Source organism: Mycobacterium sp. (assembly GCF_032159565.1).
Taxonomy (GTDB): Bacteria; Actinomycetota; Actinomycetes; order Mycobacteriales; family Mycobacteriaceae; genus Mycobacterium.
In genome coordinates, this window is the sequence record NZ_JAVHWR010000018.1 from 1 (window position 1) to 24,618 (window position 24,618).

General features: G+C 64.5%; 24 protein-coding genes. 14 read left to right on the forward strand and 10 right to left on the reverse strand.

Going from position 1 to position 24,618, the window contains the following annotated elements; genetic code table 11:
- Positions 1-1,317: class I adenylate-forming enzyme family protein (locus QOC76_RS02205; protein ID WP_526353705.1), on the reverse strand; the 1,317-nt coding region annotated here is incomplete at its 3' end.
- 5 nt (positions 1,318-1,322) lie between these two features.
- Positions 1,323-2,063: a 1-acyl-sn-glycerol-3-phosphate acyltransferase gene (locus QOC76_RS02210; protein WP_526353747.1), complete on the reverse strand. Its 741-nt coding sequence runs from the start codon at positions 2,061-2,063 to the stop codon at positions 1,323-1,325.
- A gap of 182 nt (positions 2,064-2,245) precedes the next feature.
- Between QOC76_RS02210 and QOC76_RS02215 the strand changes: the two genes are divergently transcribed.
- Positions 2,246-3,646, forward strand: coding sequence for a WS/DGAT/MGAT family O-acyltransferase (locus QOC76_RS02215; RefSeq protein WP_526353707.1), 1,401 nt, complete (start codon positions 2,246-2,248; stop codon positions 3,644-3,646).
- Between the two features lie 15 nt (positions 3,647-3,661).
- Positions 3,662-4,651, forward strand: coding sequence for an NAD-dependent epimerase/dehydratase family protein (locus QOC76_RS02220; protein ID WP_526353709.1), 990 nt, complete (start codon positions 3,662-3,664; stop codon positions 4,649-4,651).
- Here the strand turns inward: QOC76_RS02220 and QOC76_RS02225 are convergent.
- The 3 genes from QOC76_RS02225 to QOC76_RS02235 all read right to left on the reverse strand — a co-directional run bounded on the left by QOC76_RS02225 (position 4,648) and on the right by QOC76_RS02235 (position 7,959).
- Positions 4,648-5,487, reverse strand: a complete 840-nt coding sequence (locus tag QOC76_RS02225) for an enoyl-CoA hydratase/isomerase family protein (RefSeq protein ID WP_526353711.1) — start codon at positions 5,485-5,487, stop codon at positions 4,648-4,650. The two genes, QOC76_RS02220 and QOC76_RS02225, sit on opposite strands and share 4 nt — an antisense overlap.
- Positions 5,488-5,503: 16 nt before the next feature.
- Positions 5,504-6,667: an acyl-CoA dehydrogenase family protein gene (locus QOC76_RS02230; protein ID WP_526353713.1), complete on the reverse strand. Its 1,164-nt coding sequence runs from the start codon at positions 6,665-6,667 to the stop codon at positions 5,504-5,506.
- Positions 6,668-6,729: 62 nt separating this feature from the next.
- Entirely contained in the window at positions 6,730-7,959 is a 1,230-nt protein-coding gene (locus QOC76_RS02235) for an amidohydrolase family protein (protein WP_526353715.1), read from the reverse strand.
- A 148-nt stretch (positions 7,960-8,107) separates the two neighbouring features.
- Between QOC76_RS02235 and QOC76_RS02240 the strand changes: the two genes are divergently transcribed.
- Positions 8,108-8,728: a TetR/AcrR family transcriptional regulator gene (locus QOC76_RS02240; RefSeq protein ID WP_526353717.1), complete on the forward strand. Its 621-nt coding sequence runs from the start codon at positions 8,108-8,110 to the stop codon at positions 8,726-8,728.
- Between the two features lie 87 nt (positions 8,729-8,815).
- Positions 8,816-8,977 (forward strand): hypothetical protein, encoded by a 162-nt coding sequence (locus QOC76_RS02245; RefSeq protein ID WP_526353719.1) that lies wholly within the window; start codon positions 8,816-8,818, stop codon positions 8,975-8,977.
- 76 nt (positions 8,978-9,053) lie between these two features.
- Here the strand turns inward: QOC76_RS02245 and QOC76_RS02250 are convergent, their stop codons facing one another.
- Positions 9,054-9,698 (reverse strand): TetR/AcrR family transcriptional regulator, encoded by a 645-nt coding sequence (locus tag QOC76_RS02250; RefSeq protein ID WP_526353721.1) that lies wholly within the window; start codon positions 9,696-9,698, stop codon positions 9,054-9,056.
- Positions 9,699-9,818: 120 nt separating this feature from the next.
- On the opposite strand from QOC76_RS02250, the gene QOC76_RS02255 reads away from it, so the two are divergent.
- Both QOC76_RS02255 and QOC76_RS02260 read left to right on the forward strand, forming a co-directional pair.
- The gene (locus tag QOC76_RS02255) at positions 9,819-10,826 is read left to right on the forward strand and encodes an aromatic ring-hydroxylating dioxygenase subunit alpha (protein ID WP_526353723.1); all 1,008 of its coding nucleotides are present in this window, start codon (positions 9,819-9,821) and stop codon (positions 10,824-10,826) included.
- 27 nt (positions 10,827-10,853) lie between these two features.
- The gene (locus tag QOC76_RS02260; RefSeq protein WP_526353725.1) at positions 10,854-11,594 is read left to right on the forward strand and encodes a spirocyclase AveC family protein; all 741 of its coding nucleotides are present in this window, start codon (positions 10,854-10,856) and stop codon (positions 11,592-11,594) included.
- A gap of 51 nt (positions 11,595-11,645) precedes the next feature.
- Here QOC76_RS02260 and QOC76_RS02265 read toward each other — a convergent pair whose 3' ends face one another.
- Positions 11,646-12,101, reverse strand: coding sequence for a hypothetical protein (locus tag QOC76_RS02265; RefSeq protein WP_526353727.1), 456 nt, complete (start codon positions 12,099-12,101; stop codon positions 11,646-11,648).
- 37 nt (positions 12,102-12,138) lie between these two features.
- On the reverse strand, positions 12,139-12,588 hold the full coding sequence (locus QOC76_RS02270) for an Rv2253/PknI dimerization domain-containing protein (protein ID WP_526353729.1): 450 nt from the start codon (positions 12,586-12,588) through the stop codon (positions 12,139-12,141).
- A gap of 317 nt (positions 12,589-12,905) precedes the next feature.
- Between QOC76_RS02270 and QOC76_RS02275 the strand changes: the two genes are divergently transcribed.
- Genes QOC76_RS02275 through QOC76_RS02300 form a run of 6 tightly spaced genes read left to right on the forward strand, consistent with a single transcriptional unit; the run spans position 12,906 to position 20,502 of the window.
- Positions 12,906-14,093 (forward strand): MCE family protein, encoded by a 1,188-nt coding sequence (locus QOC76_RS02275; protein WP_526353731.1) that lies wholly within the window; start codon positions 12,906-12,908, stop codon positions 14,091-14,093.
- Positions 14,090-15,115, forward strand: coding sequence for an MCE family protein (locus QOC76_RS02280; RefSeq protein ID WP_526353733.1), 1,026 nt, complete (start codon positions 14,090-14,092; stop codon positions 15,113-15,115). Before QOC76_RS02275 ends, QOC76_RS02280 begins: the two co-directional genes overlap by 4 nt.
- On the forward strand, positions 15,115-16,197 hold the full coding sequence (locus QOC76_RS02285) for an MCE family protein (protein ID WP_526353749.1): 1,083 nt from the start codon (positions 15,115-15,117) through the stop codon (positions 16,195-16,197). The genes QOC76_RS02280 and QOC76_RS02285 overlap by 1 nt, the downstream gene beginning before the upstream one ends.
- The gene (locus QOC76_RS02290) at positions 16,194-17,633 is read left to right on the forward strand and encodes an MCE family protein (protein WP_526353735.1); all 1,440 of its coding nucleotides are present in this window, start codon (positions 16,194-16,196) and stop codon (positions 17,631-17,633) included. The genes QOC76_RS02285 and QOC76_RS02290 overlap by 4 nt, the downstream gene beginning before the upstream one ends.
- Positions 17,630-18,940: an MCE family protein gene (locus QOC76_RS02295; protein WP_526353737.1), complete on the forward strand. Its 1,311-nt coding sequence runs from the start codon at positions 17,630-17,632 to the stop codon at positions 18,938-18,940. Before QOC76_RS02290 ends, QOC76_RS02295 begins: the two co-directional genes overlap by 4 nt.
- Positions 18,940-20,502 carry an MCE family protein gene (locus QOC76_RS02300; protein WP_526353739.1) on the forward strand — a complete coding sequence of 521 codons (1,563 nt, stop codon included), beginning with the start codon at positions 18,940-18,942 and terminating at the stop codon, positions 20,500-20,502. The genes QOC76_RS02295 and QOC76_RS02300 overlap by 1 nt, the downstream gene beginning before the upstream one ends.
- A gap of 6 nt (positions 20,503-20,508) precedes the next feature.
- Here the strand turns inward: QOC76_RS02300 and QOC76_RS02305 are convergent, their stop codons facing one another.
- Entirely contained in the window at positions 20,509-20,922 is a 414-nt protein-coding gene (locus QOC76_RS02305) for a nuclear transport factor 2 family protein (protein WP_526353741.1), read from the reverse strand.
- A gap of 284 nt (positions 20,923-21,206) precedes the next feature.
- On the opposite strand from QOC76_RS02305, the gene QOC76_RS02310 reads away from it, so the two are divergent.
- Together QOC76_RS02310 and QOC76_RS02315 are read left to right on the forward strand one after the other, a co-directional pair.
- Positions 21,207-22,199, forward strand: a complete 993-nt coding sequence (locus QOC76_RS02310; protein WP_526353751.1) for an NAD(P)H-dependent amine dehydrogenase family protein — start codon at positions 21,207-21,209, stop codon at positions 22,197-22,199.
- 343 nt (positions 22,200-22,542) lie between these two features.
- On the forward strand, positions 22,543-24,072 hold the full coding sequence (locus QOC76_RS02315; protein WP_526353743.1) for an aldehyde dehydrogenase family protein: 1,530 nt from the start codon (positions 22,543-22,545) through the stop codon (positions 24,070-24,072).
- On the opposite strand, the gene QOC76_RS02320 is transcribed toward QOC76_RS02315, so the two are convergent.
- Positions 24,050-24,618, reverse strand: a 569-nt coding sequence (locus tag QOC76_RS02320) for an AMP-binding enzyme (protein ID WP_526353745.1), incomplete at its 5' end; no start/stop codon positions are given. The genes QOC76_RS02315 and QOC76_RS02320 overlap by 23 nt on opposite strands.

Genomic DNA, 24,618 nt, shown 5'->3' on the forward strand with positions numbered 1-24,618 from the left:
GTCGTCGCGACCGACGACGAACAAGCGGCCGTCCGCGTCGACGTACCCGACGTCGCCGGAACTCATGTAGCCATCGTGAAAGTCCTTGGTGGCACCCGACGTATAGCCATCGAACTGGCTGGAGTTCCGGACGTAGATGGTGCCGACTTCCCCTGGGGCCTGTTCGCGGAACTCGCTGTCGAGGATGCGAATGTCGGTTCCCGCTGCGGGTCTGCCCGCGGTGTCGGGCGTAGCACGCAGGTCCTCGGGCGTGGCCGTCGCGATCATGCCTGCCTCGGTGGCGTTGTAATTGTTGTAGATGACGTCGCCGAACCGATCCATGAACTCGATGACGACGTCCGGTCGCATTCGTGATCCCGAAGCGGCCGCGAACCGCAGTGTGCGGCCGCTGTAGCGGGAGAGTACGTCGCCGGGCAGGTCGACGATGCGGTCGAACATCACCGGTACGACGCAGAGTCCGGTGGCGCGATGCTCGTCGATGAGGGCGAGGGTGGCCTCGGGGTCGAACTTGCGCCGGGTGACAACGGTGCACGCCATGAAGGCCGCGAATACCAGTTGCCCGAATCCCCAGGCGTGGAACATCGGCGCGACGATCACGGCCGTTTCCTCGGCCCGCCATGGCGTCCGGTCGAGGATCGACTTGAGCTCTGCGGGTCCACCGCCGGAATGTTTGGCGCCCTTGGGCGAGCCGGTGGTACCCGACGTCAGCAGGATCAGCTTCGACGTCCGCGCGGACGGCGAGGGGCGTTGACGCATGTGCCCGTCGATCAAGCCGGCGACGGTGAGGGCGTGCGCGTCGGGATCATCCGTCCACGCCACGATCTTGGTCGCCTTCGGACGGTCGTAGAGTGCCTGGGAAATGGACGGACCGAACTCCTCGTCGTAGATGACGGCGTCGACCTGCTCGCGGGCCACCACCTCGGCCAGTGCCGGACCGGCGAACGACGTGTTCAGCAGCAACACGTCGGCACCGATTCTGGTGGCGGCGATCAACGACTCGACAAACCCGCGGTGATTGCGGGCCATGATTCCGACAACGTCGACCTTGCCGGGCAGGCCCTGCAGGGCCGCGGCCAATGCGTCGCTGTGCTGGTCGAGCTCACGCCAGGTCAGCGTGCCGAGTTCATCGATCAACGCGGGTCGGTCGGGGCAGCGTTGGGCGGCGATCGCAAAACCCGAGGCGACGGTCATGCCCTCGCGCCGTACCGCCGCTGCCATGCGTACGTATCGGTCGGGCCGCATCGGCGCGAGCACGCCTGCGCGAGCCAGCGTGCTCACGATGCCGACCGACTGGTTGAAGCGTTCGAGGATGGGCATTGGTCTCAACCGATCACCGGGAGTCGCCGATGGGTGGCGAGCGCGTCGAGCGCCTGCTGCATGACGTGACGAACGTGGGCGTCGACCTCCACGATGTCGGGGTCCTCGCCGAACTCCGCGACGACGTCGATGGGCGGCAGCACCTGCGTCACGATCTTTGTCGGGAGCGGCACGTTGACCGGAAGGACTGCCGAAAGTCCGAACGGAAAGCCGAACGAGATTGGCAGAATCTTGGCCCGCAGCAGTTTGTCCATTCGTGTTGCCTTGGCCAACCACTCGCCACGGGACAGAAAGAGTTGGTTCTCCTGGCCGCCGATCGACACCGACGGCACAATGGGCACGCCGGCGTTGAGGGCGGCCCGGACGTACCCGGTGCGGCCACCGAAATCGATCTTGTTCGCCGACAGCGTCGGCCGGTAGACGTCGTAGTCACCGCCGGGGAACACCACGACGACGCCGCCTGCGCGCAACGCCTCGTCGGCGTTGGCGTGGCTGGCCGGAATGAACCCGGTCCTTCTGAGGAGGCCACCTGCCGGGGTGGAGAACATGATGTCGTGGGTCAGGGTGTAGACCGGCCGGTCGTAGCCGAACCTGGCGTAGAAGTCGGTGATGAAGACGGGCACGTCCATCGCGAACAACCCACCCGAGTGGTTGGCCACCACCAATGCGCCATCGGGCGGAAACTCGTCGAGCCCCCGCACCTCGGCACGGTGCCAGCCCTTGATCACCGGCCGGATCAGGCGCATCAACCGTTCGGTGAGACCCGGATCCCATTTCGTGATGGCGGACGGCTCGATGTCAGACGAAGTCACCTTGCCCCCTATCGAGAAATCGTTAGATATTTAATTTATTACGCCTCGCCGTCGCGGGGTACCCGTTTACCGTGGAGACGCCACATCGATGACCGATTCACGGCGATGGAGGGGTGTTGAAGAGGCTCGGAGGCTGGGACGCGGTCCTGCTCTACAACGAGACGCCTAACCTGCACCAGCACACGATGAAAGTCGCGGTCGTCGACGCGTCGGAATGCGACGATTTCGGGTTCGACCGCTTTCGTCAAACGCTCGCGCGCCGCCTGCATCTCCTCGAACCGTTGCGGTACCAGCTCGCCGAAATTCCGGGCAAGCTCCATCATCCGATGTGGTTGGAGAACTGCGATGTCGATCTCGACTACCACGTTCGGCGGATGCAGATCAGGCCGCCAGGGGGTCGTCGGGAGTTCGATGCGGCGATCGGCGAGGTGGCCTGCACCCCGCTGGACCGAAGCAGGCCGCTGTGGGAGTTCCATTTCGTCGAGGGCATGCCCGACAACCGGTTCGCCATCATCGGCAAGGTCCACCACGCGCTCGCAGACGGCGTGGCGTCGGCCAACCTGATGGCGCGTGCGCTGGACCTGCCCGGTTCCTCACAGTCCGAACGAGACGATTACCGGCGGGACCCGTGCCCGTCCAATGCGCAACTGCTGCGTGCCGCGCTGCGTGACCACGCTGCGTTGCTCAGGGAGCTTCCGCGCCTGCTGTCGGACACCGTCAAGGGCATCCGGCGGGTGCGCCGCGAATCCAGGTCCGCACCCGACCTTGCTCGCAACTTCCATCCGCCTGCGACCTTCCTCAACCACGTCGTCACGCCGGGCCGCACCTTCGCCAGCGCCGCGCTCGACCTCGCCGAAGTCAAGGCGATCGGCAAGCAACTCGGCGTGACGATCAACGACATGGTGCTGGCCATCAGCACGGGGGCACTTCGCACACTCCTGCTCAAGCACGACGGCCACGCCGACGAACCGCTGCTGTGCGGAGTGCCGTTGAGCATCGACCCGTCGCCGGAGCGGATATCGGGGAACGCGATCGGGACCATCGTGGTGTCGCTACCGGTGCACGTCACCGATCCGCTGGACTGGGTGCGTCTGGCCCGGGTCGGCGCGATGATCGGCAAGGAGAACGCCCGCCTGCTCGGCCACGAGCTGGTGAGCCGCTGGTCGAGCTACGCTCCACCGGCCTTGACGGAGTGGGGCTTTCGCCGCATCGCGATCAGTGGACCCAACAAGCTGGTCAACGTTGCCATCTCCAACGTTCCCGGGCCGCGCGAGTTCGGCCGGATCGCATGCGCCCCGATGGTGGAGCTCTACTCGGTAGGACCGCTCACGTTCGGGGTCGGAGTGAACATCACGGTCTGGAGCTACGTCGACCAGCTCAACATCTCGGTACTCGCCGACGACGTGACGTTTTCGGATCCTCACGAGATGACTGACGCAATGGTCGAAGCGTTCGGCATCATCCGACACGCGGCCGAGATGCCGACGGACGCCGCGCGCCGACCGCGCGCTCTCTAGTCGCATACGACCACGATGGCAGGTGCGATGAAACTGGTGATCGGCGCGAGCGGATTCCTCGGTTCGCACGTCACGCGACAGCTGGTGGGCCGGGGTGAGCGGGTGCGAGTCCTGCTGCGCCGCACCAGTTCGACCGTCGCCATCGGCGACCTCGACGTCGAACGCCGCTACGGTGACGTGTTCGACGATGCGGCGCTGCGCGACGCGATGGCCGGCTGCGACCACGTGTACTACTGCGTCGTGGACGCCAGGGCGTGGCTGCGCGACCCCGCTCCGTTGTTTCGTACGAACGTCGAGGGCCTGCGCCACGCGCTTGACGCGGCCGTGGATGCGGACCTGCGGCGCTTCGTCTTCACCAGCACCATCGGCACCATCGCGCTCAGCGAGAACGGACGCCCCGTCACCGAGGACGAACCATTCAACTGGGCGGACAAGGGCGGCGGCTACATCCGTTCCCGGGCCGCCGCCGAGAACTTGGTACTGCAATATGTCAGGGAGCGGAGTCTGCCCGCGGTCGCGTTGTGCGTTGCGAACACCTATGGCCCCGGTGACTTTCAGCCGACGCCGCACGGTTCGTTGGTGGCTGCGGCCGCGAAGGGCAAGATGCCCGTGTACGTCAAGGGGATGTCGATGGAAGTGGTCGGCATCGAGGACGCGGCCCGCGCGCTGATCCTTGCGGCCGAGAAGGGCCGCGTTGGCGAGCGATACATCATCTCGGAGCGATTCATCGGCGCTCGTGAGCTGTACGGGACGGCGGCGGAGGCCGGGGGAGCGAGGCCGCCTCGGATCGGGATTCCGCTGAAGCTCATGTACGCGTTGGGATTCGGCGGAGACGTCGCCGCGAACGTGCTCCGACGCGACATGCTGCTGTCCACCCTGTCGGTGCGGCTCATGCACATCATGTCGCCGATGGACCACGGCAAGGCGGAGCGGGAGCTCGGGTGGCAGCCGGAGCCGATTCACGATTCGATCCGCCGGGCGGTGGCGTTCTATCTGAAGCGCTAGCTGTCGGCCGCGTGGTCGCGGGGGAGTCGGCCGCGTGCCAGAAGATCGGCGCGTAGCGCCTGCGCGTCGGCGGTGTTCTCCAGCACCGACATCAAGTCAGTCGACGACTGAAGGTGCTGGCGCATGCCCATCTGCTCCCATGCGCGCACCAGCATGGTCTTCGTCGCCATCAGGGTGGACAGCGGGGCACGGGCGATCTTGGCCGCCAACGCTTCCGTCACCGGCTCGAGATCATCGCGCGGGACGACGCGGTTGACCAGGCCCATCCGTAACGCTTCCTCGGCGGTCAGAGTCTGTGCGGTGTAAAGGTATTCGGCGGCGCGCTTGTAGTTCATGAACACGTACGGCTCGATCATCGTCTCGCCACCCGCGAAGCCGAGGCCGGGCACCAGCGGCATCTGAAAGTAGGCGTCGTCGGACGCGATCGTGAGTTCGGGCAGCAGCGCCCAATACGTACCGCCGCCGATCGCGTAGCCGTGCACCTGCGCGATCATCGGCTTCGGGAACTCCCAGTACCGAAGCATCGGCCAGAGGAACAACTCCTTGCTGCCTTGGTAGTTGCTGCCCATGTGAGCCTGCGACTCGGCGAACTCGGGGTAGGCCTCGGGGGCGATGACATGTCCGGCGCAGAAGCCCTTGCCTGCGCCCTTGACGATGACCACCTTGACCCCGTAGTCCTGCCGGGCCTCGTCGAGGCACGAGTCCACCTGGCTCACCATCTCCGAGGACTGTGCGTTGGCCCGGTCCGGCCAATTGAGGACAATGCGGGCGATCGCGCCGTCGCGCTCGTAGCGCACAACGCCGAGATCTCGGCTCTGGGAAGGAGCTTCGGTCACGATTGCCTCGAATTCCTCAGATGCCTCCGCGCGTCACGAGCTGCCCGGCGATCACGTTGCGTTGGATTTCGTTGGTGCCTTCGCCGACGATCATCAGGGGTGCATCGCGGAAGTACCGTTCGACATCGTATTCGGTGGAGTAGCCGTATCCGCCATGGATCCGGACGGCATTCAAGGCGATTTCCATCGCGACTTCTGACGCGAAGAGTTTCGCCATACCCGCTTCCATGTCTGCGCGTTCGCCGCTGTCGTAGCGCCGCGCTGCGTACAACGTGAGTTGTCGCGCGGCAGTGAGTTTGGTGGCCATGTCGGCGAGATAATTGCCCACGGCCTGATGCTTCCAGATCGGCTTGCCAAAGCTTTCGCGATCCTGCGCGTAGCGCAACGCGTCGTCGAACGCGGCCGTGGCCACACCCAGCGCGCGTGAGGCCACCTGAATGCGGCCTGTCTCAAGGCCTTTCATCATCTGCGAAAACCCCTTGCCTGCGACGCCGCCCAGAATGGCCGTGGCAGGCACCCGGGATTCGTCGAACGACAGTTCGCAGGATTCGACGCCCTTGTAACCGAGTTTCGGAAGGTCGCGCGAGACTGTGAGGCCCTGGCCGTGTTCGACCAACACCACCGAAATGCCCTGATGTCGTGGTGTGGCGTGCACGTCGGTCTTACATAGAAGAGCGATCAACCCCGAGCGCCGTGCATTGCTGATCCAGGTCTTGGAACCGTTGATCGCCAGTTCCTCACCGCCCGGGCCGACAGGCAGCGCGGTGGTGGTGATGTTCTGCAGATCCGACCCGCCGCCAGGTTCGGTGAGTGCCATCGTCGCCCGCGTCTCACCGGTCGCCATCGCAGGCAGGTATTTCTGCTTCTGGTCTTCGGTACCGAAGAGTGTGAGGAGTTTGGCGACGACCGTGTGGCCGCCCATCGCGCCGGCCAGGCTCATCCAGCCGCGAGACAACTCTTGTGTCACCTCGACGTAGCAAGGCGTCGAGACCGGGGAGCCGCCGTACTCCTCGGGAACGGCGAGGCCGAAGATGCCGATGCGCTTCATCTGCTCGATCCACGCATGCGGGTATTCGTTGGCGTGCTCCACCTCGCGGACCGTTGGCCGGACGTCGCGATCGATGAAGGCGCGCACGGTCTCGACGAGCATCGTTTCTTCGGCGTTCAAATCCGCACCCATGTGGCATCCCTACCGGCGCCGGCGCCCGGCGCCGACGTCCCGAAAAGTCTTGGACGGAGCGATCAGGCGTTCGCCAGTGCAGGCGGCTTGACCGCGTCCGGATCGGGGTTGGCGATCGGCAGCCCCATGAAGCGGCGTGCGTTGTCGCCCATGAAGTCATAGGTGCGCCGCGTGTCCATGCCCTCGGCGTACTTCCAATAACGCTTTGGCTCAGCCAAACCTTCGGGATGCGGCCAGTCCGAGCCGAACAGCACCCTGTCCCATCCGACGGTCGCCACGACGTCGGCCACCGAGCCCTCCCAGAACGGACTGACCCAGACGTTGCGGCGGAACACGTCGTGCGGATGCTCGGGGAAGTTCTGCGGCATCTTGTTGTACGTCGACTGCAGATCGTCGAAGAGCGGCTTGATCCACGCGCTGCCGTTCTCGACGCTGGCGATGCGCAGCTTCGGGAATCGGGTCAACGTGCCGTGGCAGATCAAGCTGGTCAGCATGTCAGCGATCTCGCGGTGCCCCAAGGCCGTCCACTTGAACGCCGACATCTCGAATGCGCTGCTGGTTGACGGCGGCTCCCACTTGTCGATGTACTCCTGCAGCGGCGGCTGGCTGGCGTGCAGCACGATCGGCAGGCCGGCGTCCTCGACGTCGCGCCAGAACGGGTCGAACTCGGGCAGCGCAGGCGAGCGCCACCCCTTGTAGCCGTACACCGGGGCCGGCTTGATCAGTGCGACCTTGGCGCCGTTGTCGAGCAGATACTCGAGCTCGCGACGCGCCTCGTCCACGAGGCCGAGGTTCAGCACCGGAGTGCTGTAGATCCGATTGGCGTGGCTGAACCCCCAATGCTCGAGCATCCACTGGTTCAGTGCGTGGATGATCGCAGCGGTCAGGTCGGGATCCTCGGCGGAGGAGTGCTCCACAAGGTTGGCCAACGTCGGGTAGTTCAGGCATGCGTCGACGCCCTGGCGGTCGAGTTCGGCGATCCGGTCCTCGGGGTTGCGCGCGCCGGGCGGGGTGTCGATGCCGCGACCGGACATCTCCCGCATCGACAGGCCCTCGGGGTTCTGGCCGGAGTAGAACTTCTCGTGCGCGCCGGGCGCGGCGACCCGCTCGAACGTCGGGTTCGGCATGTAATCGGTGATCTTGTTCAGGATCGCGATCCGGGTGCGCTTGCCCATCTGGACGAACTGCACCTTCGGCTGAAATTCCTCGGGCAGGAATTTGGTCAGTGCGTCGGGGGTCTCGTACATGTGCTGGTCGGCATCAAAGATCGGTGCGTCGGTGAACTGCGTCATTGGTGTGGCCTCCCACTGCTCTCGATCGGGCTTGGCTACGAGCTTCGCGTAACTTGACACTTGTGTCAAGTTCGTGCCTTGATTTTCGTGAAAAGCTGACTCAACTGCGGTGATTGCGCTTGACAATACCGTCATATATTGTCGCGGCATGACCCTGACCTCGGCGCCCGTCGACCAACTGGACGGCGGGCGGGGCGAGCGGACCCGCGCGGCCATCCTGGACGCCAGCCGCAGGCTGTTCCTCGAGCGCGGCTACAGCGGGACACCGATCAACGCGATCACCGAGGCGTGTGGCATCTCGCGGGCAGGCTTTTACACCTACTTCAAGGACAAGCGGGAGATCTTCAACGTCCTTGGCAGGACGGCATATCGCGAAGCCCTCACCGTGATTGCCGAGTGGGCCGAGGCCGATGAACCGTTCGGGCCAGACGACATCCGGCGCTGGGTCGGCCACTATTTCGACTACATGGACCACCACGGAGCGTTCGTGCTTGCGTCGGCGCACTCGGCGCCCGACGACGACGTGTTCCGAAACTCGCGCAACCGCATGGTGACGCGCGCGTCGTGGAAATTGGGTCAGGCCATCGCCGGCGACGGCGCGCACTCCCCGGACGTCATCGGAGTCACGGTGATGGGCCTCCTGGACCGGGCCTGGTACACCGTGCACCGGCAGACAGTCGCCGTCGACCGCGACGAGATGATCGCGGTCGTCACGGAGATGATTGTGGCCATGGCGTTGCCCGTTGCGCCCCGAACCCGGGGCGTCTAACCGCCTGGCGGTGCGGGTAATAGATGGGAAGTACGCACCGTCGGCTCAGCCCCGCGCCGGCTCATTTCGGTACTGAAGGAGCAACGAATGTCAGGTTTCGACACGAGTCAACCCATCGCCGACGAGAACTCGTTGAAGGATGTCGACACGGTTAAGAAGACGGCCGATAACGAGTCCGCCGCAGAGAAGGACGCCGTCGGCAGTACCGACCCCGACGAGCTGGGAGACGCTACGCCCGGCCCCCGCTGATAGGGGCGTCAGCTTTATACCCGGGGAATGGATTCTTTAGTCGTGGGAATGGCTTTCCCGCACATCGCCGACCGCCTCAACGGGCGGCAATTCCGGACGGGTCGGGGTGCATGGCGGGGGCGGAGAGTCCGGTCAGCATCAGCGTGACGACCTGATCGCGCACCTCACGAAAATCGGTGTCCAGGCGACCGCGGATGCGTGCCTCCAGATGACGCACGGTGACGGCGTGGATTGCAAAGGAGTCGAGCTCTGGGCGCGCATTCGGCAGGCTGCCATCGGCCAAGCCAGCGGCCAGCGCATCTGTGAGCACCGCTCGGTGCCTGGCATAGGTGGTTTCCAGCGCTGCTGCGATGCCCGGCGCGCCGTTGACCTCCGAAGACATGAAAGCCAAGGCATCGCGGAATCGCACTTCCCGCCAGCCGATACTCAGGTAATCCTCAATCCAGGCGGCGACAGCCGCAGCAGGCGTGTCGGCGGCCGCAACCGCCTTTTCGAGACCGGCCAGGATCAGGTCGCCCGCCCACTCCTGCATCGCGATGATCAGGTCGTCCTTGCAGGCGAAGTGCCGGTAGAAGACGCGTCGGTTCACCCGAGCGACCCGCAAGATGTTCTCGATCGACGTGTTCGAGACTGCGGGCGGCCCGGCGGCTCCTTCGCTGATCAACCGATAGGCGGCGCGCATGATCGCGTCGCGCTCAGTCGCGCGACCATTATCACTCATTCGCGCACTCCGTTTCGTGGGAATACCTTTCCCAAAGTATCACCACATTGTCTGGGAACGCCATTCCCGATACTGTGCTGATATCAGCGGGTGATGCGGTGCAATTGTGAGGAGTAAAACGTGAAGGGCCTGCCCAGCATGCAGCCGACCGGATGGTTTCAGGTCGCCTGGAGCGCCGACGTCGCCGAGGGCGACGTGATCGGTTTGCACTATTTCGGCGTCGATCTCGTCGCCTTCCGTGACCACAGCGGCGCCGTGCACGTGCTCAACGCGCATTGTCAGCACCTTGGGGCCAACCTGTCCAAGGGTGGGTGCGTCGTCGAGGACGGCATTCAGTGCCCCTTCCACGGCTGGGTGTGGAATGGGGAAGGCCGAAATGTGCGGATCCCATACGAGAACCGGCCGAATCGGGGACGTCGGGTGCGGTCCTGGCCGGTGACCGAACTCAATGAGTCGATCTACATCTGGCACGACGTATCCGGACGCGCCCCCATGTGGGAGGTGCCCGACGCGATGCGGGTGCTCGGTGACCACATCCACGACCGGGCTTATCTCCCGGTGGGACCCGAGGCGCGAATCAAGTTCTCCGGCATCCACGTACACCCGCAGATCATCGCCGAGAATGCCGTAGACCCCCATCACTTCCGATTCGTGCACAAGACTCCGGTCAGTCCAACAGTGCTGCGTGAAGACGTCGATGACGTGACGTGGTCGGCGAAGGTCGGGTTCGGCCGACGGTGGAGCGATGGGGTCGACCAACCGGGGGAAACCAAGAACACCTTGGAGATCTACTGGTCGGGCATCGGCGTCTCGTTCAACGGCGAGCACACCCGCGAGGGGGTCCGGGTCATCGCTATCTGCGCCACTCCGGTCGACGATGCGACGTCAGACATCTTCTCCACCTACTGGGTTGACGAGGCCAGCGGAAACCACAACGAACGGTTGAACGCTGCGCAGGCGGCGTTGCCGGACGACATCGCGATCTGGGAACACCAGATATACATGGATCCGCCCGGCTTGACGACCTCCGAAGCCGCCGGCTTCAAGCAGTTACGCCATTGGGCGCGCAGTTTCTACCCCGACGCGGAGGCCGTCGCAGCCGAGCCGACGCCATCCGGTGTCCGCTGACCGACCGCAGCGCGTGAGTGGGACGTCATGAATGCAGCGAAGTACTTCGAGATCGTCTCCGTCGTCGCATTCGTGGCGCTGATGGTGTGGGTGGTGTTGGACACCCGCAGGCGCGGAGAGTTGGGTGTGGTCGGGTTGCTGGCGGTCGCCGGGTTCAGCATCTTCTGGCAGGAGTTCTACGCCGACTGGGGCTCCTATCTGCTGTGGACTCCCGACTTCCACATGCTGCCGTGGGGTGCGACGCCGTGGACAACTCCAGAAAAGCCCGCGATGAATCTCACCTCCTATCCGGTCTTCATGACCGCGGCGTTCGTCTCGATGCTGGCCCTACAGAAATGGGCGCGCAGGCGATGGCCCGGGGTACATCCCATGGTGCTCAGCCTCATCACGGCCGGCCCGGTCCTCATCGGCTTCAACCTGGTGATGGAATACGTGTCCGTGAAGACGTTCGGTCTGTGGACCTACGTCGACACCATCGGACCAGTGCTACACACCGATGCAGGCACGATGCCGCTGCTGTATCCCAACATTCCCTTCGGCCTCTTCGGAGCGGTCACCGCGTTTCTCATCGGTTGGACCAATGCGGAGGGAAGGCCGCGCTTCGAAGCGCTCGTTGCCAAACCTGGCCTACCGCAAGGGATCAAGCGCGACGTCCTGCGGGCAATCGCATGGGTTCTCACGTTCAACGTGACCTACTGGCTGTTCCTGATCACACCGACCATCGTGCTGCGTCTGACGCTGGGCGAGCCGTCGGCCCTTGTGCCCTGATGCGAACAGTTGAGTGCTTCCACGAGCGGTCAATGATTGTGCTTCAACACCTCACGACCGTGAGAGCGAGATCGGATACACCAATGTCCCGGGGGCGCCGTCGCAGCCCGTGTCGAACGACGACGTGAGCGTGCCGGCCATCGTGGTCGCATCCCATGAGTAGACGTCGTGAGTGGTCGATGTGGGACCGTAATACACGTTCCCGCAACGCAAACCGTATGGATCGTCGACTGTCAGCGTGTAGCGGCCGTCGACGAGCGCAGCATCGCCTGCGTAATTGAACGCTTTCGCAACAGGTCTGGCGATCCCGAACACGTGGATGCAATCGGGCGGTGCTGCACCGCCGACGCATGGCGTGACCGACCACACCCAGGTGTGGAAGTCCAACCTGTCCGGAATGATCAGATCGAAGTTGCCGATCGGGTTCGCCGCGTCGGCAGGGGGAGCGATGAACGTCGCGACCGACACCAGCACGGCGCCTACGGCGCCCATGAGGGCCCTCTTCATGGGGCGCTCCTTCCAGCGTGACCCGACCGACCGACTATCAGGCGGCAACCATCTTGAACGGCATCTTGACCACCAGTTGCTTGTTGATCCCGCAGGCCCCGCTGGGAGACGTCGTGACGTCGTCGCCGAGATAGGTGTCGGATCCCGGCAACTGCTGAGCGGTCAACGGGTCGCCGGCGTAGAACGTGAACAACTGCACTCCGTCGGCAGCGGTGCCGTCGGGGCAGGGCTGCCAGGCCGGCACCACGTGCTGGACGTACCACATCCCTGCCTTCTTGTAGATGTCGGCGGACCAACCGCGATCGCTGCTCATCGTTCCGACGCAATCGGTGGGATCGGCACACGAGGACGTGATCGTCCACGTACTGCGGACGCTGGTCTCGTCCCGGTATTGGTCGTTGGTCATCGCCCACTCGCCGTTCGACGTGGCGACATAGCGGCCGTTGAGGCTGCCATCGTCGGCGCCGGCCGCAGCGGTTGGCGACACGGCAACGCACCCTAGCGTCGCGGCCACTCCAACCGTCGTCACGCCGCGCCTGAGCGCTCGGGGAGGCGGAACCATCATTTCCGCATGTTAAAGCGTTCTTGGTTACGTCGTGCGGTTTTCACGCCAGGTCTCCACGCAAATTCGTAAGCCTATCTGTCAATTGACAGCACCTTACATCTGCCAAAAAACTACCCTCTCGTATCCCTTACGATGTAGCCTGCCGTGCAGGAGCGGTTCGACGTCGGACTACCCGTCCGAAGGTTCATGACCGGTGGGAGGGCTCGTTTGACGGACTCAATCGGCGCGACTGAGGTGCGATGAACCACCGCGCCGTGCGGCCCCTTGCCGGGGTCACAACCGTTCTCGGGATCGTCACGATCGTGGCCATCGCCGTCTATTTATTCCAAGGCGGCTATGCGGAGACGGTCCCGGTCACGGTGGTGTCGCAGCGCGCGGGCTTGGTGATGAACCCGGACGCCAAGGTGAAACTGCTTGGTGCCCAGGTCGGCAGGGTCGCCTCCATCGAGCCCGTAGCCAACGGCCGGGCCCTGATCCACCTCGAAATGGATCCCTCTCAACTGGCTGAGATTCCGGCCAACGTCGCTGTCGACATCGCCTCGACGACGGTGTTCGGCGCCAAGTCTGTGAACTTGGTGCCGCCCGCGGATCCCTCACCGCAGAAGCTGAAGCCAGGCCAGGTGCTCGACGCCGGACGGGTCACCGTCGAGTTCAATACGATCTTTCAGCAGCTGACCGCCGTCCTGTCGAAGATCCAGCCCGAGAAGCTCAACGCAACCCTCGGCGCGATTTCGTCGGCGGTGGACGGCCGCGGCGAGAAGTTCGGTCAGGCCCTCAGCAACCTGGACCGGCTGCTGGCCAGTCTCGATCCGAGCGTGCCCAACTTGAGCCACGACATCTCTGCGTCGGCGACGGCGCTGACTGCCTACGCTGACGCGGCCCCAGACCTGTTGGCGACGGCCGACAACGCGACGCGGATCAGCGAGACCATCGTCGACGAGCACGACAACCTTGACGCGCTCCTGATCAGCGCCAGCGGACTGGGCGACATCGGCAACGATGTCATCGGATCGAACCGCCAACCGTTGACTGACCTACTGCACCTGTTGGTTCCGACCACCGAGCTGACCAATCGCTACAACGAGGCACTGACGTGCACGCTGTCCGGTTTACATCGGCTGGCTTTGGAACCGCCACTGCAGGAACCGGGGGTCGTGGTCTCGATCGGATTCATGCTGGGCCTGGAGCGATATCGGTATCCGGGCAACCTGCCGAAGGTGGCCGCGTCGGGCGGCCCGCAGTGCCTGGGCCTGCCGGTGGTTCCTCCGAACTCCCGTCCACCCTTCCTCATCGCCGACGTCGGTGCCAATCCGGCGCAGTACGGGAATCAGGGGATCCTGCTCAACTCCGACGGGCTCAAGCAGGCGTTGTTCGGACCCCTCGACGGGCCCCCACGTAACACCGCCCAGATCGGACAGCCGGGATGAGCACCCATCAGCGAACCGGTCTGAAGTTCGGAGTGTTCGCAGTGGTGATGGCGCTGCTGACCGCAACGTTGTTCGTTATCTTCGGGCAGTACCGGACCGGCGCGACGAACGGATATTCCGCGGTTTTCCGCGACGTCTCGGGACTGAAGGTGGGTGACTCGGTCCGGGCAGGCGGCCTGAGGGTAGGCACGGTCAAAGAACTCATCATGCAACCCGACAACACCGTAGTGGCGACGTTCGACGCCGACCGCAACGTCGTGCTCACCACCGGCAGCGGAGCCGCGGTGCGTTACCTCAACCTCGTCGGCGACCGCTACCTCGAGTTGATCGATGGCCCGGGATCGACACGACTCCTGCAGGCCGGCTCTCAGATCCCGGTCGACAGGACGGCGCCGGCGTTGGACCTCGATCAGTTGTTGGGCGGTCTCAAACCGGTGATCGCCGGGCTCAATCCGCAGGACGTCAACGCGTTGACGGCGTCGCTGTTGCAGGTCTTCCAAGGGCAGGGCGGGACGCTGGATTCGCTGTTGTCGAGTTCAGCGTCGTTCTCCAACGATCTGGCCGACAACAGTCAGGTGATCCAGCAGTTGATCGACAACCTCAACACGGTGGTGGAAACGCTCGCCAAAGACGGAGACAAATTCTCCGGCGCAATCGACCGCCTCGAGCAGCTCGTCGGCGGACTCGCCACGGACCGGGATCAGATTGGTGCCGCAATCGACTCACTGAGCACCGGGACAGCATCGATCGCCGACCTCCTCGCCGCCGCGCGGCCTCCCCTGTCGGGCACGATCGACCAGCTGAACCGGCTTGCACCCCTGCTCGATCAGAACAAGGCGCTCGTCGATACTGCGCTGCAGAAGGCTCCGAACAACTACCGCAAGCTGGTTCGGCTCGGCGCATACGGCGCCTGGTTCAACTACTACCTGTGCGAACTGTCTGTGCGGGTCAGCGATCTGCAGGGTCGCACCGTGGTGGTTCCGTGGGTCAAGCAGACGACGGGGAGGTGCTCGGCGACCTGATGCTCAAATACCGTGGCGCCAACCTCATTCGGCCGGGAATCATGGGAATCATCCTGATCGTGCTGGTCATCGCCATTGGGCTACAACCCGAGAGGCTGTGGTCGTGGGCGACGGCCATCCGATACCAGGCCATGTTCGCCGAGGCGGGTGGATTGGTCGTAGGCAACGACGTACGCGTATCCGGCATGAAAGTCGGTTCGGTAACCGGTGTTTCCTTGGATGCCGGCAAGGTCCTCGTCACGTTCAGCATCGACGGGAAAATCCGGCTCGGCTCAGAGAGCACCGCGCATATCCGCACCGGGACCCTGCTTGGCCAACGCATACTGGCTATCGAGTCAGAAGGCAGTGGGCGCCTGAGACCGCTCGATGTCATCCCGATTTCGCGGACCTCGTCGCCTTATGCGCTGACCCAGGCGGTCGGCGACCTGACCACCAACACGGCCGGCACCGACACCGACACCCTCAACCAGTCCTTGGATACGTTGTCGGACACCATAGACCAGATCGCGCCGCAGCTGAGTACGACATTCGACGGGCTGACGCGCTTGTCACGTGCGCTCAACGGCCGCAACGACACCCTGCGGCAGCTACTGAAGAGCGCGGGTCAGGTCAGCGGTGTGCTCGCGGAACGCAGCCAACAGCTCAACACACTCATTCTCAACGCAAACGACTTGGTCGGGGTGCTCAATGACCGACGCGAGGCGATTGTCGGCTTGATCACCAGCACGTCAGCGGTGGCGCGGCAGTTGTCCGGGCTGGTGGTCGACAACGAAAAGGAACTTGCGCCCGCGCTGGACAAACTCAACTCGGTCACCGCAATGCTGGAGAAGAACCGAGACAACATCGCCAAGGCGCTGCCCGGGTTGGCGAAGTACCAAATGACGCAGGGCGAGGCGGTGGCCAACGGCTTCTACTACAACGCGTACGAACCAAACCTGTCACCCGCCCAGTTCCTGCAGCCGTTCCTCGACTATGCGTTCGGCTTCCGGCGCGGCGTCAACGCCGGGCAGCCACCCGACAACGCTGGGCCACGGGCCGAAATCCCGTTGCCCTACAACGGAATTCCGGGCGGCACGCGGTGAACCGAAGACGGCGTACGACCGTGCTGGCTGCCGTTTTTACGGTGCTGCTCCTTGCCGGCGCAGCCTTCCTTGTGCGGCAGACGTACTTCGGCCCGACCAGAATCACCGCGTACTTCACCAGCGCCACCGGAATCTATCCCGGAGATGAGGTGCGAGTCCTTGGGGTGAAGGCCGGCACCATCACCGCCGTCGACCCGGCGGGCGCCCAAGCGAGGATGACGATCGACGTCGACCACGCCGTACCGATACCGGTCGACGCAAAGGCGGTGATCGTCGCCCAAAGCCTGGTGGCGGCGCGGTATGTCCAGCTGACACCCGCTTACCTATCGAGCGGTCCGACGATGCCCGATGGTGCGGTGATTCCTGTCGACAGGACCGCTGTGCCCGTCGAGTGGGACGAGGTGAAAGCCCAATTGATGCGGCTCGCAACCGCCTTGGGGCCGCAGACCGACGCGTCTGGCACCTCGGTATCCCGGTTCATCGACAGTGCGGCCGACGCGATGCACGGCAATGGCGACAAGCTGCGCCGAACGCTGGCGGAGCTCTCGGGGGTGGGGCGCATCCTGGCCGACGGCAGCGGCAACCTCGTCGACATCATCAAGAACCTGCAGACCTTCGTCACCGCCCTTCGGGACAGCAATGAGCAGATCGTCGCGTTCCAGGACCGGTTCGCGACATTGACCAGCGTGCTGAACGACGACAGGTCCGGGCTCGACGATGCGTTGACGGATCTGTCTGTCGCGGTCGGCGACGTGCAGCGCTTCGTCGCGGGCAGCCGTCACCAAACCGCCGAACAGGTTCAGCGGCTGGCGGACGTCACCCAGAATCTCGTCGATCACAAGACCGACCTGGAGAACATCCTCCACGTGGCGCCCAACGCCATCTCCAATGGGTACGACATCTACAACCCCGACTCGGGGAGCATGGTGGGGTCGTTCGCGTTGAACAACTTCGCGGATCCCGTGCAGTTCGTGTGCGGCGGAATCGCCGCAGTCGCCGACGCCACGTCGGCCGAGACGGCGAAGCTGTGTGCGCAGTACCTCGGGCCCGGTCTGCGACTGCCCAACTTCAATTATCCTCCGTTCCCGATCAACCTGTACTTGACGAAGTCGCCCGCCAACGTGCTCTACAGCGATCCGGCGCTGGCGCCTGGCGGTGAAGGCCCGCGTCCGGGTCCAACCGAAGCGCCGCCGTCGGTGTCGGCATATACCGGTTCGGCGGACAATCCCGTCCCCGCTCCCGCCGAGGTGCCGTTCCCGGCGGTCGCGCCGGGCCCGACCGCGCCCGATCATTTGCCCGCCGCTCCATCGCCTGCTCTGTACCCCGGAGCGCCGGTACCAGGGCCGCCACCGATCGCGGCGCCGCAACCCGAGTCGGCACCTGCGGCAACGACATTGCCGCAGTTGCTGTTACCGGCCGAGGGGCCGCCGTCATGATCGAGAGGACGCTGACGCGGCTGATCACGGTGGCGTGCTGCGTGGTCGGGGTCGCCACCGGATGCGCCTTCCACGGCCTGAACTCACTGCCGCTGCCCGGCACCCTAGGTGACGGGCCAGGCGCCCAGATCTACCACGCCGAGTTCGCCAATATCGGTACGCTGGAATCGAACTCACCGGTGATGATCGATGATGTCGTGGTCGGCAGTGTCAGAAAGATGACATTCTCGGATTGGCACATCGACGTCGACCTGTCGGTTGAGGCCGATGTCGTGGTGCCCGCCAACGCCGCGGCCACCATTGGGCAGACGAGCCTGCTCGGATCCCTGCACGTGGCCCTCGACCCACCGGTGGGGCAGTCACCCAGCGGGCGGCTTGCACCGGGCGCGACGCTGCCACTCCAAGAGTCGGTGACCTATCCCACGACCGAGCAGACGTTGTCGTCGCTGTCGGCGGTCGTCAACGGCGGAGGCCTTGGCCAGATCGGCAACATCATCGGTAACTTCAACGCCGCACTGTCGGGCAGGCAGGACGACGTCCGTGACGTGCTGACGCGCCTCGACAAATTCGTCGGAGTACTCGATGCGCAACGGGCCGAAGTCATCGCGTCCATCCAGGCGCTGAACCGACTCGCCGGTACCTTCGCCGGCCAGCGCGATGTGATCTCCGAGGCGCTGCTCAAGATTCCCCCCGCACTGGACGTGCTGATCGCCGAACGGCCGCGCATCACTGCCGCGCTCGACAAACTTCGCATTCTGAGCGGAACCTCCACGCGACTGGTCGACGACAGCCAGGCCGATCTGGTGACGAATCTGCGCAACCTCGACCCCACAATTCGTGCCCTCGCCGACGTCGGAGACGGACTCGACCAGGCGCTGGCAACGGCAACGGTGTTCCCGTTGGGCCAGAACGTGATTGACCGCGGCGCGCGCGGCGACTTCATGAATCTCTTCGCGATCATCGACTTGACGATTCCGCGGCTCAAGCGCTCTTTGATGCTGGGTACCCGTTGGGGCGAGCCCGGCGCAGCCCTGGTGCCTGCGCCGGGAGAGCCCTATTACCTGCGCTACACCTACGACCCGCTGATGACGCCGATCACGGGGGCAGCGACCGTCCCGACTGCGCCGGGCGGTGCGCCACAGCCAGTCGACGGCGCGCCACCGCTGCCGCAGAGCGCTCCTCTTACACCCGGCGAAGCGGCTCCCGTCCTGCCCCGAGGCCCGTCGCCACCCATCTTCGCGGGACCCTACGGCGCGCCGGGGGCCCCGGCCGGCGCGCAGCCGGCCGCTCCAGCGGGCGGTGGCTGATGCTGACGCGCTTCGTCCGCAATCAACTGATCATCTTCACGATCGCCGGTGTCGTTGGTGTCCTGGTGATGGTGCTGGGCTATATGCAGGTACCGACCCTGCTTGGCATCGGGCACCTCACCGTCAAACTCGAGCTGCCGGCCTCCGGTGGTCTCTACCGGTTCAGCAACGTCACCTATCGCGGCGTGCAGGTCGGAAAGGTGACCGAGGTCAAGCCCGTGGATGCGAACCACGTGGAAGCGACTCTGTCGCTGAACAATTCGCCGAGGATCCCGTCGGCTCTCACCGCGCAGGTCCGCAGCGTGTCGGCGGTCGGCGAACAGTACGTCGATCTCCAGCCGCGCGGTGAGTCTGGCCCGTTTCTGCAGGACGGGTCGGTCATTCCAATGCAGAACACCGCGGTTCCCCAACAGGTGGGGCCCATGCTCGATCAGCTCAACGCGCTGGTGAGCAGCATTCCGCAGGAGAAGTTCGGTGACCTGCTGGACGAGTCGTTCAAGGCTTTCGATGGTGCAGGCTATGACCTGGGTTCGTTGCTCGACTCGTCGGCGAAGGTCACCGGCGACCTCAACGGGGTCGCCGACCAGACACGTGCCCTCATTGACGACAGCGCACCTCTGCTGGATACACAGGCGCAGAACACCGATGCGATCCGAATCTGGACACGCAGCCTGGCAGGCGTCACCGATCAGGTGAGGCGCAACGATCCGGCGATACGCACGCTGCTGCAAAACGGGCCGGGAGCCGCCGACGAAGTGTCCAAGCTGCTCGCCGACGTGAAGCCCACGTTGCCGCTGTTGCTGGCCAACCTCACCACAATCGGCCAGATCGGTGTGACGTACAACCCGTCGATCGAGCAGTTGCTGGTGTTGTTCCCGGCCTATGCCTCGGCGATTCAGTCGGTGGCGCCCGTCAACAATCCCACCGGTCTGGCATTGGGCGACTTCTCGGCAACCCTCGCCGACCCGCCCGCATGCACGGTCGGTTTCTTGCCGCCGTCGGCGTGGCGATCGCCGGACGAGACTTCCGAAACCGACACGCCCGACGGTCTGTATTGCAAACTGCCGCAAGACTCTCCGATCGCGGTGCGCGGTGCGCGGAACTATCCGTGCATGGGCCATCCGGGAAAGCGGGCGCCGACGGTGCAACTCTGTGACGATCCGAACGGATTCGTACCGCTGGCGCAGCGCCAGCACGCGCTGGGCCCGTCTCCGTTAGACCCCAACCTGGTCGCTCAGGGCATCCCGCCAGACGATCGGGTCGATGCCGACGCGCATCTCCACGCTCCGATCGAAGGCACGCCGTTGCCCCCGGGCATTCCACCTGCACCAGAGGCGATTCCGCCGGGGCCCCCGCCGCCAGCGGAACCCCCCACCGCTCCCGCAGCGGCTCCAAGTTCGTTCGCCGGCAACGGAACTGGCGCGTCTCCGTCGGTTGCGGTCGCTCACTACAATCCGCGAACGGGCGCGTACATGTCGTCAGACGGCCATCTGTATCGCCAGTCGAATCTCGTTGCCGGCAAGCCGAATACGTGGACAGACCTGGTTCTGGCCTCGCAATGAGGGCAGTCAGCCCTGGATGTCGGGCGCAGGAAAGTCGACGCCCGCAGCCTCACACCAACGACTCAGCATTTTGAGCATGGCGTCGGGGTTGTAGATGTCTTCCTCACGCGACCATTGGTTCTCGCCCGCATACTCGAGAAGAGTCCACGATGGCACCGAACAAGGGCCGTTCCCGTCGACATCGGGCATGACATTGCCGACTGCGAACACGACGAGCCCGTCTTCCTCGTCGAACGTCCGCCACAACACGGGGAAGGTCATTTGCGGCCACGCGGTCATTGCCGGGACGAGCCACTGCTTGATCTCGGCGCGGCCGTGGTAGGTGCCCAAGAAGTGCTCGACATAGACGGCATCCTCGGTGAACAGTTCGCAGTAATCGTCCCAGTCGCCGCTGCCCTGGGCGGCGACGCTCAGGGCCATGAGATGGTCGTGGGCCGCTGCTAATTCGTTGCGTGAATACATCACTGGACTCACTTCTCGGTTGTTCGCCGGCCGAGGGCGCGGCGATGGTACATGTCAGCATGTCAGGCGTGAACAGCTTGGGTTACCAGATTGGTGCGTGTAGATGCCTTGAAATGCATACTACATTCTACTTTTTGTAGAACAATGCGTTCAACGCCGTCATCCACTATGGCCCAACCGGAGAGGGACCAGTGACCTGCAAGGTCGTCCAATGGGGGACTGGGAATCTAGGTACCTTGGCTGTGCAGAGCATCCTCAAGCACCCTGACCTCGAACTGGTCGGGACCTGGGTGTCTTCGGCGGAAAAGGCGGGGCGCGACGTCGGGGAGCTGTCCCGGGTGCCCCCGATCGGACTGCTGGCGACCCAGGATGCCGAGGCGCTGATCGCCGGGGAAGCCGACTGCATCTGTTACGCCGCCAACAGCATGGGCCGCGAGGATGAGGTGGTCGCCGACTGCGTCCGCATGCTGCGGGCCGGCAAGAACGTCGTCAACGTGTCCGATCCGGCGCTGGTCTACCCCAAGGCGAAGGGCGGCGATGTCTATGACCGCCTCCAAGAGGCCTGCCTTGCGGGCGACGCCTCGTTCTACACCAGTGGTGGGGACCCGGGCTGGGCAGGGTTCGGATTGGCGCTGGCGCCGCTGACCGTCGCCCAGCAGGTCCGTTCCCTGCGGTTGTTCGAGATCTACAACTACGGCCAGTGGAACAACCCGCAGTTGGGTCTCTACGGTTTCGGCGCACCCGACACCTCGGCCTCGATGATCCTGATGCCCGGCGTGACGGCGAGTATCTGGGGGCCCACGGTCGCCATGCTGGCCGACGCGATGGGCGTCACGCTCGACAGCATCGACGAGGCGCACCGCGTCATCCATGCCGAAGAAGACTTCGACATCCCGTTCGGCCACATTGCCAAGGGCACCGTCTCGGGCATGTCGTTCGAGATCAAGGGCATGGTGGACGGCGAGGAGCGCATCGTGATCGAGCACATCACCAAACTGCGTCGACAGGACTTCCCCGAGCACGGACTCGATGACGTCTACCGCGTGGTTATCGAGGGCGAGCCCAACATCAAGCTGGACATGTGGCTCACCTCGGATTTCGGCGACACCACCCACGCGGGCTACATCGTCGCGGTCACGCCGGTGACCAATGCCATTCCGAGGGTCTGCGCCGCGCCTGCGGGGGTACTCACCTACCTCGACCTGCCGCCACATGGCGCCCGCGGCCTGCTCTGAGGCGCGTTCACAGTCACAATGCTCGACGTGTTAACGCTCGGACGGACGATCCTGGTGCGCTGATCGGCCGGGAATCGAGGAAAGAGTAGACACCCGGCGGTGCGGCGCATACGGCACCGCGTGGCGTCCCACATAACCCAGTACGTCTTGCATGCGTCCTTCGGACGGCTCCGCGCGGAGATAGCATATGTTCACTGAGTTGTATCACAGATGCTGTATCGGGACTATAGTATTCTCTTTGCACGAACAGGTTGTTAGCGTCATATGAGACGACCACCTCCGCTGCGGTGGTCTGCCGAGGCGGTGGAGCGGAGGCATTCCTGCGACATGGAGGTATCGCGCTGTGAGTGACCGGTGGGACTACGAAAAGATGTTCGTCGACGGCGCGTGGACGGCCGACGACGTCGTCGGAGTCATCGAGGTCATCGACCCGGCCACCGAGGAGGTCATCGGTTCGGTTCCTGACGCGGGTCCCAAGGCCGCACACGCGGCGATTGCGGCGGCCCGGCGGGCGTTCGATGAGGGGCCCTGGCCGCAGAAGTCTCCCCGCGACCGGGCCACAGCGCTGCGCCGCTTCGCCGCGATCCTCGATGAGCGCCACGACCTACTGAAGAAACTGGTGATGGCCGAGTCCGGCTCGGTCGGCTTCCTCGCCGACATCATCCAGGTCCGCGGCACCATCGACATCGCCGAGTGGATCGCCGAGGCCATGGAGCGCTCGGTGCGTTGGACGGAAGTGTCTCCGCCTGCCGGAGGCCTGACCGGGATGGCGGGGCATGCGGTCGTCCGCGAGCCAGTCGGTGTCGTCGCCGCCATCACCCCATTCAATTTCCCGTTCTTCCTCAACATCGTGAAGGTCATGCCGGCTCTGGCAGCCGGCTGCACAGTGGTCCTCAAGCCGCACCAGTGGACACCGCTGGACGCTTTCGAAATCGCCAGAGCTGCTGACGATGCCGACCTACCGCCGGGCGTGCTCAACGTGATTGCCGGCGGGCCCGAGGTCGGTGAGGAGATGACCACTCACCCGATGGTCGACATGGTGACGTTCACCGGCTCCACCGCAACCGGGCGGGCGATCATGGCGGCCGCCGCGCCCACCGTCAAGCGCCTCCAGCTCGAGCTCGGGGGCAAGAGCGCAACCATCGTCCTGGACGACGTCCCCGAGGAGCACGTGGCCACCATGGGCATCATCACCTCGATGATCCATGCTGGGCAGGGCTGCGCCATTCAGACCAGGATGTTGTTGCCCGAGCACCTGCTCGACGCGTATGTCGAGGGAGCGAAAGCGTCGGCAGCGTCTCTTAAGGTGGGCGACCCTCGCGAGCCTGACACCCTCATCGGTCCTCTGATCCGTGAGCAGCAGCGCGCCCGTGTCGAGGGATACGTGCAGTCGGGGATCGACGAAGGCGCCGAACTCGTGTTCGGCGGCAAACGTCCCGCGCGTCTGGCCAAGGGCTTCTTCTACGAACCGACGCTTTTCATCAACGCCCGCAACGACATGCGCATCGCCCAGGAGGAGATCTTCGGTCCGGTCCTCACCGTGATCACCTACAAGACCGAAGACGAGGGCATCCGCATCGCTAACGATTCGATATACGGACTTGGTGGTGGCGTCGTCTCCGGAAATACGGCGCGGGGTTTCAACGTTGCGCGTCAGATCCGGGCGGGCAACGTCGCGGTGCAGACGGTCGGGTCGCCGACGAGCAACGCTGAGACGTTGGGCACCTCAGGTCCTGGTTGGTCAGCCGAGCAGCCCAACGGTGTTGGTATCACTGGTGTATTCGGCGGCTTCAAGCAGAGCGGGGTGGGCAGGGAATGGGGCCACCACGGAATCGAGGAGTTCACCGAACTCAAGTCGATCGCCTGGAGCTGAGGCGACCTCGGAGTTGATCCTTACGCACCTTGCCGGTGGCTGTCCGAGGTAAGTCGCCGACGATCTCGAGGTGCTCTGGTGTCAGGTGACGCGCGGTGCCGGCGACGGAGAAATGCGCACGGATGTCGGTGAGCGACAATGTGGCTGCGGGCCGCAGCACGACGAAGGCGCATGCCCGTTCCCCGTACAGAGGGTCCGGTGCCGCCACCACCGCCGCTTCGGCTACCGCCTCGTGCTCGGCCAGGATGTCCTCGATCAATTTTGAGGACAGGTTCTCCCCGCCCCGGATGATGAGGTCCTTTCGGCGGTCAGTGATCGTGAGGTAGCCGTCGCGGTCGAGCACGCCGATATCACCGGTGCGAAACCAGCCCCCGGGCAGGAACGCATCGGCATCTAGTGTCGAATCGCGGTAGCCCGCAAACAATTCGGGGCCGCGGCTGAGGATCTCGCCGTGACTGCCTACGGGGAGGTCCTGCAGTGCGTCATCGACGATCCGGACCTCGACGCCTTCGAGAAGCCGCCCGTCGGTGTGTGCCCGTTTGTCCA

Coding starts and splice junctions, on each gene's coding strand:
- QOC76_RS02210 (WP_526353747.1), bottom strand. CDS start 2,063: ATGCGCCTGATCCGGCCGGTGATCAAGGGCTGGCACCGTGCCGAGGTG.
- QOC76_RS02220 (WP_526353709.1), top strand. CDS start 3,662: ATGGCAGGTGCGATGAAACTGGTGATCGGCGCGAGCGGATTCCTCGGT.
- QOC76_RS02230 (WP_526353713.1), bottom strand. CDS start 6,667: ATGGGTGCGGATTTGAACGCCGAAGAAACGATGCTCGTCGAGACCGTG.
- QOC76_RS02235 (WP_526353715.1), bottom strand. CDS start 7,959: ATGACGCAGTTCACCGACGCACCGATCTTTGATGCCGACCAGCACATG.
- QOC76_RS02240 (WP_526353717.1), top strand. CDS start 8,108: ATGACCCTGACCTCGGCGCCCGTCGACCAACTGGACGGCGGGCGGGGC.
- QOC76_RS02245 (WP_526353719.1), top strand. CDS start 8,816: ATGTCAGGTTTCGACACGAGTCAACCCATCGCCGACGAGAACTCGTTG.
- QOC76_RS02250 (WP_526353721.1), bottom strand. CDS start 9,698: ATGAGTGATAATGGTCGCGCGACTGAGCGCGACGCGATCATGCGCGCC.
- QOC76_RS02260 (WP_526353725.1), top strand. CDS start 10,854: ATGAATGCAGCGAAGTACTTCGAGATCGTCTCCGTCGTCGCATTCGTG.
- QOC76_RS02265 (WP_526353727.1), bottom strand. CDS start 12,101: ATGAAGAGGGCCCTCATGGGCGCCGTAGGCGCCGTGCTGGTGTCGGTC.
- QOC76_RS02275 (WP_526353731.1), top strand. CDS start 12,906: ATGAACCACCGCGCCGTGCGGCCCCTTGCCGGGGTCACAACCGTTCTC.
- QOC76_RS02280 (WP_526353733.1), top strand. CDS start 14,090: ATGAGCACCCATCAGCGAACCGGTCTGAAGTTCGGAGTGTTCGCAGTG.
- QOC76_RS02285 (WP_526353749.1), top strand. CDS start 15,115: ATGCTCAAATACCGTGGCGCCAACCTCATTCGGCCGGGAATCATGGGA.
- QOC76_RS02295 (WP_526353737.1), top strand. CDS start 17,630: ATGATCGAGAGGACGCTGACGCGGCTGATCACGGTGGCGTGCTGCGTG.
- QOC76_RS02300 (WP_526353739.1), top strand. CDS start 18,940: ATGCTGACGCGCTTCGTCCGCAATCAACTGATCATCTTCACGATCGCC.
- QOC76_RS02305 (WP_526353741.1), bottom strand. CDS start 20,922: ATGGCCCTGAGCGTCGCCGCCCAGGGCAGCGGCGACTGGGACGATTAC.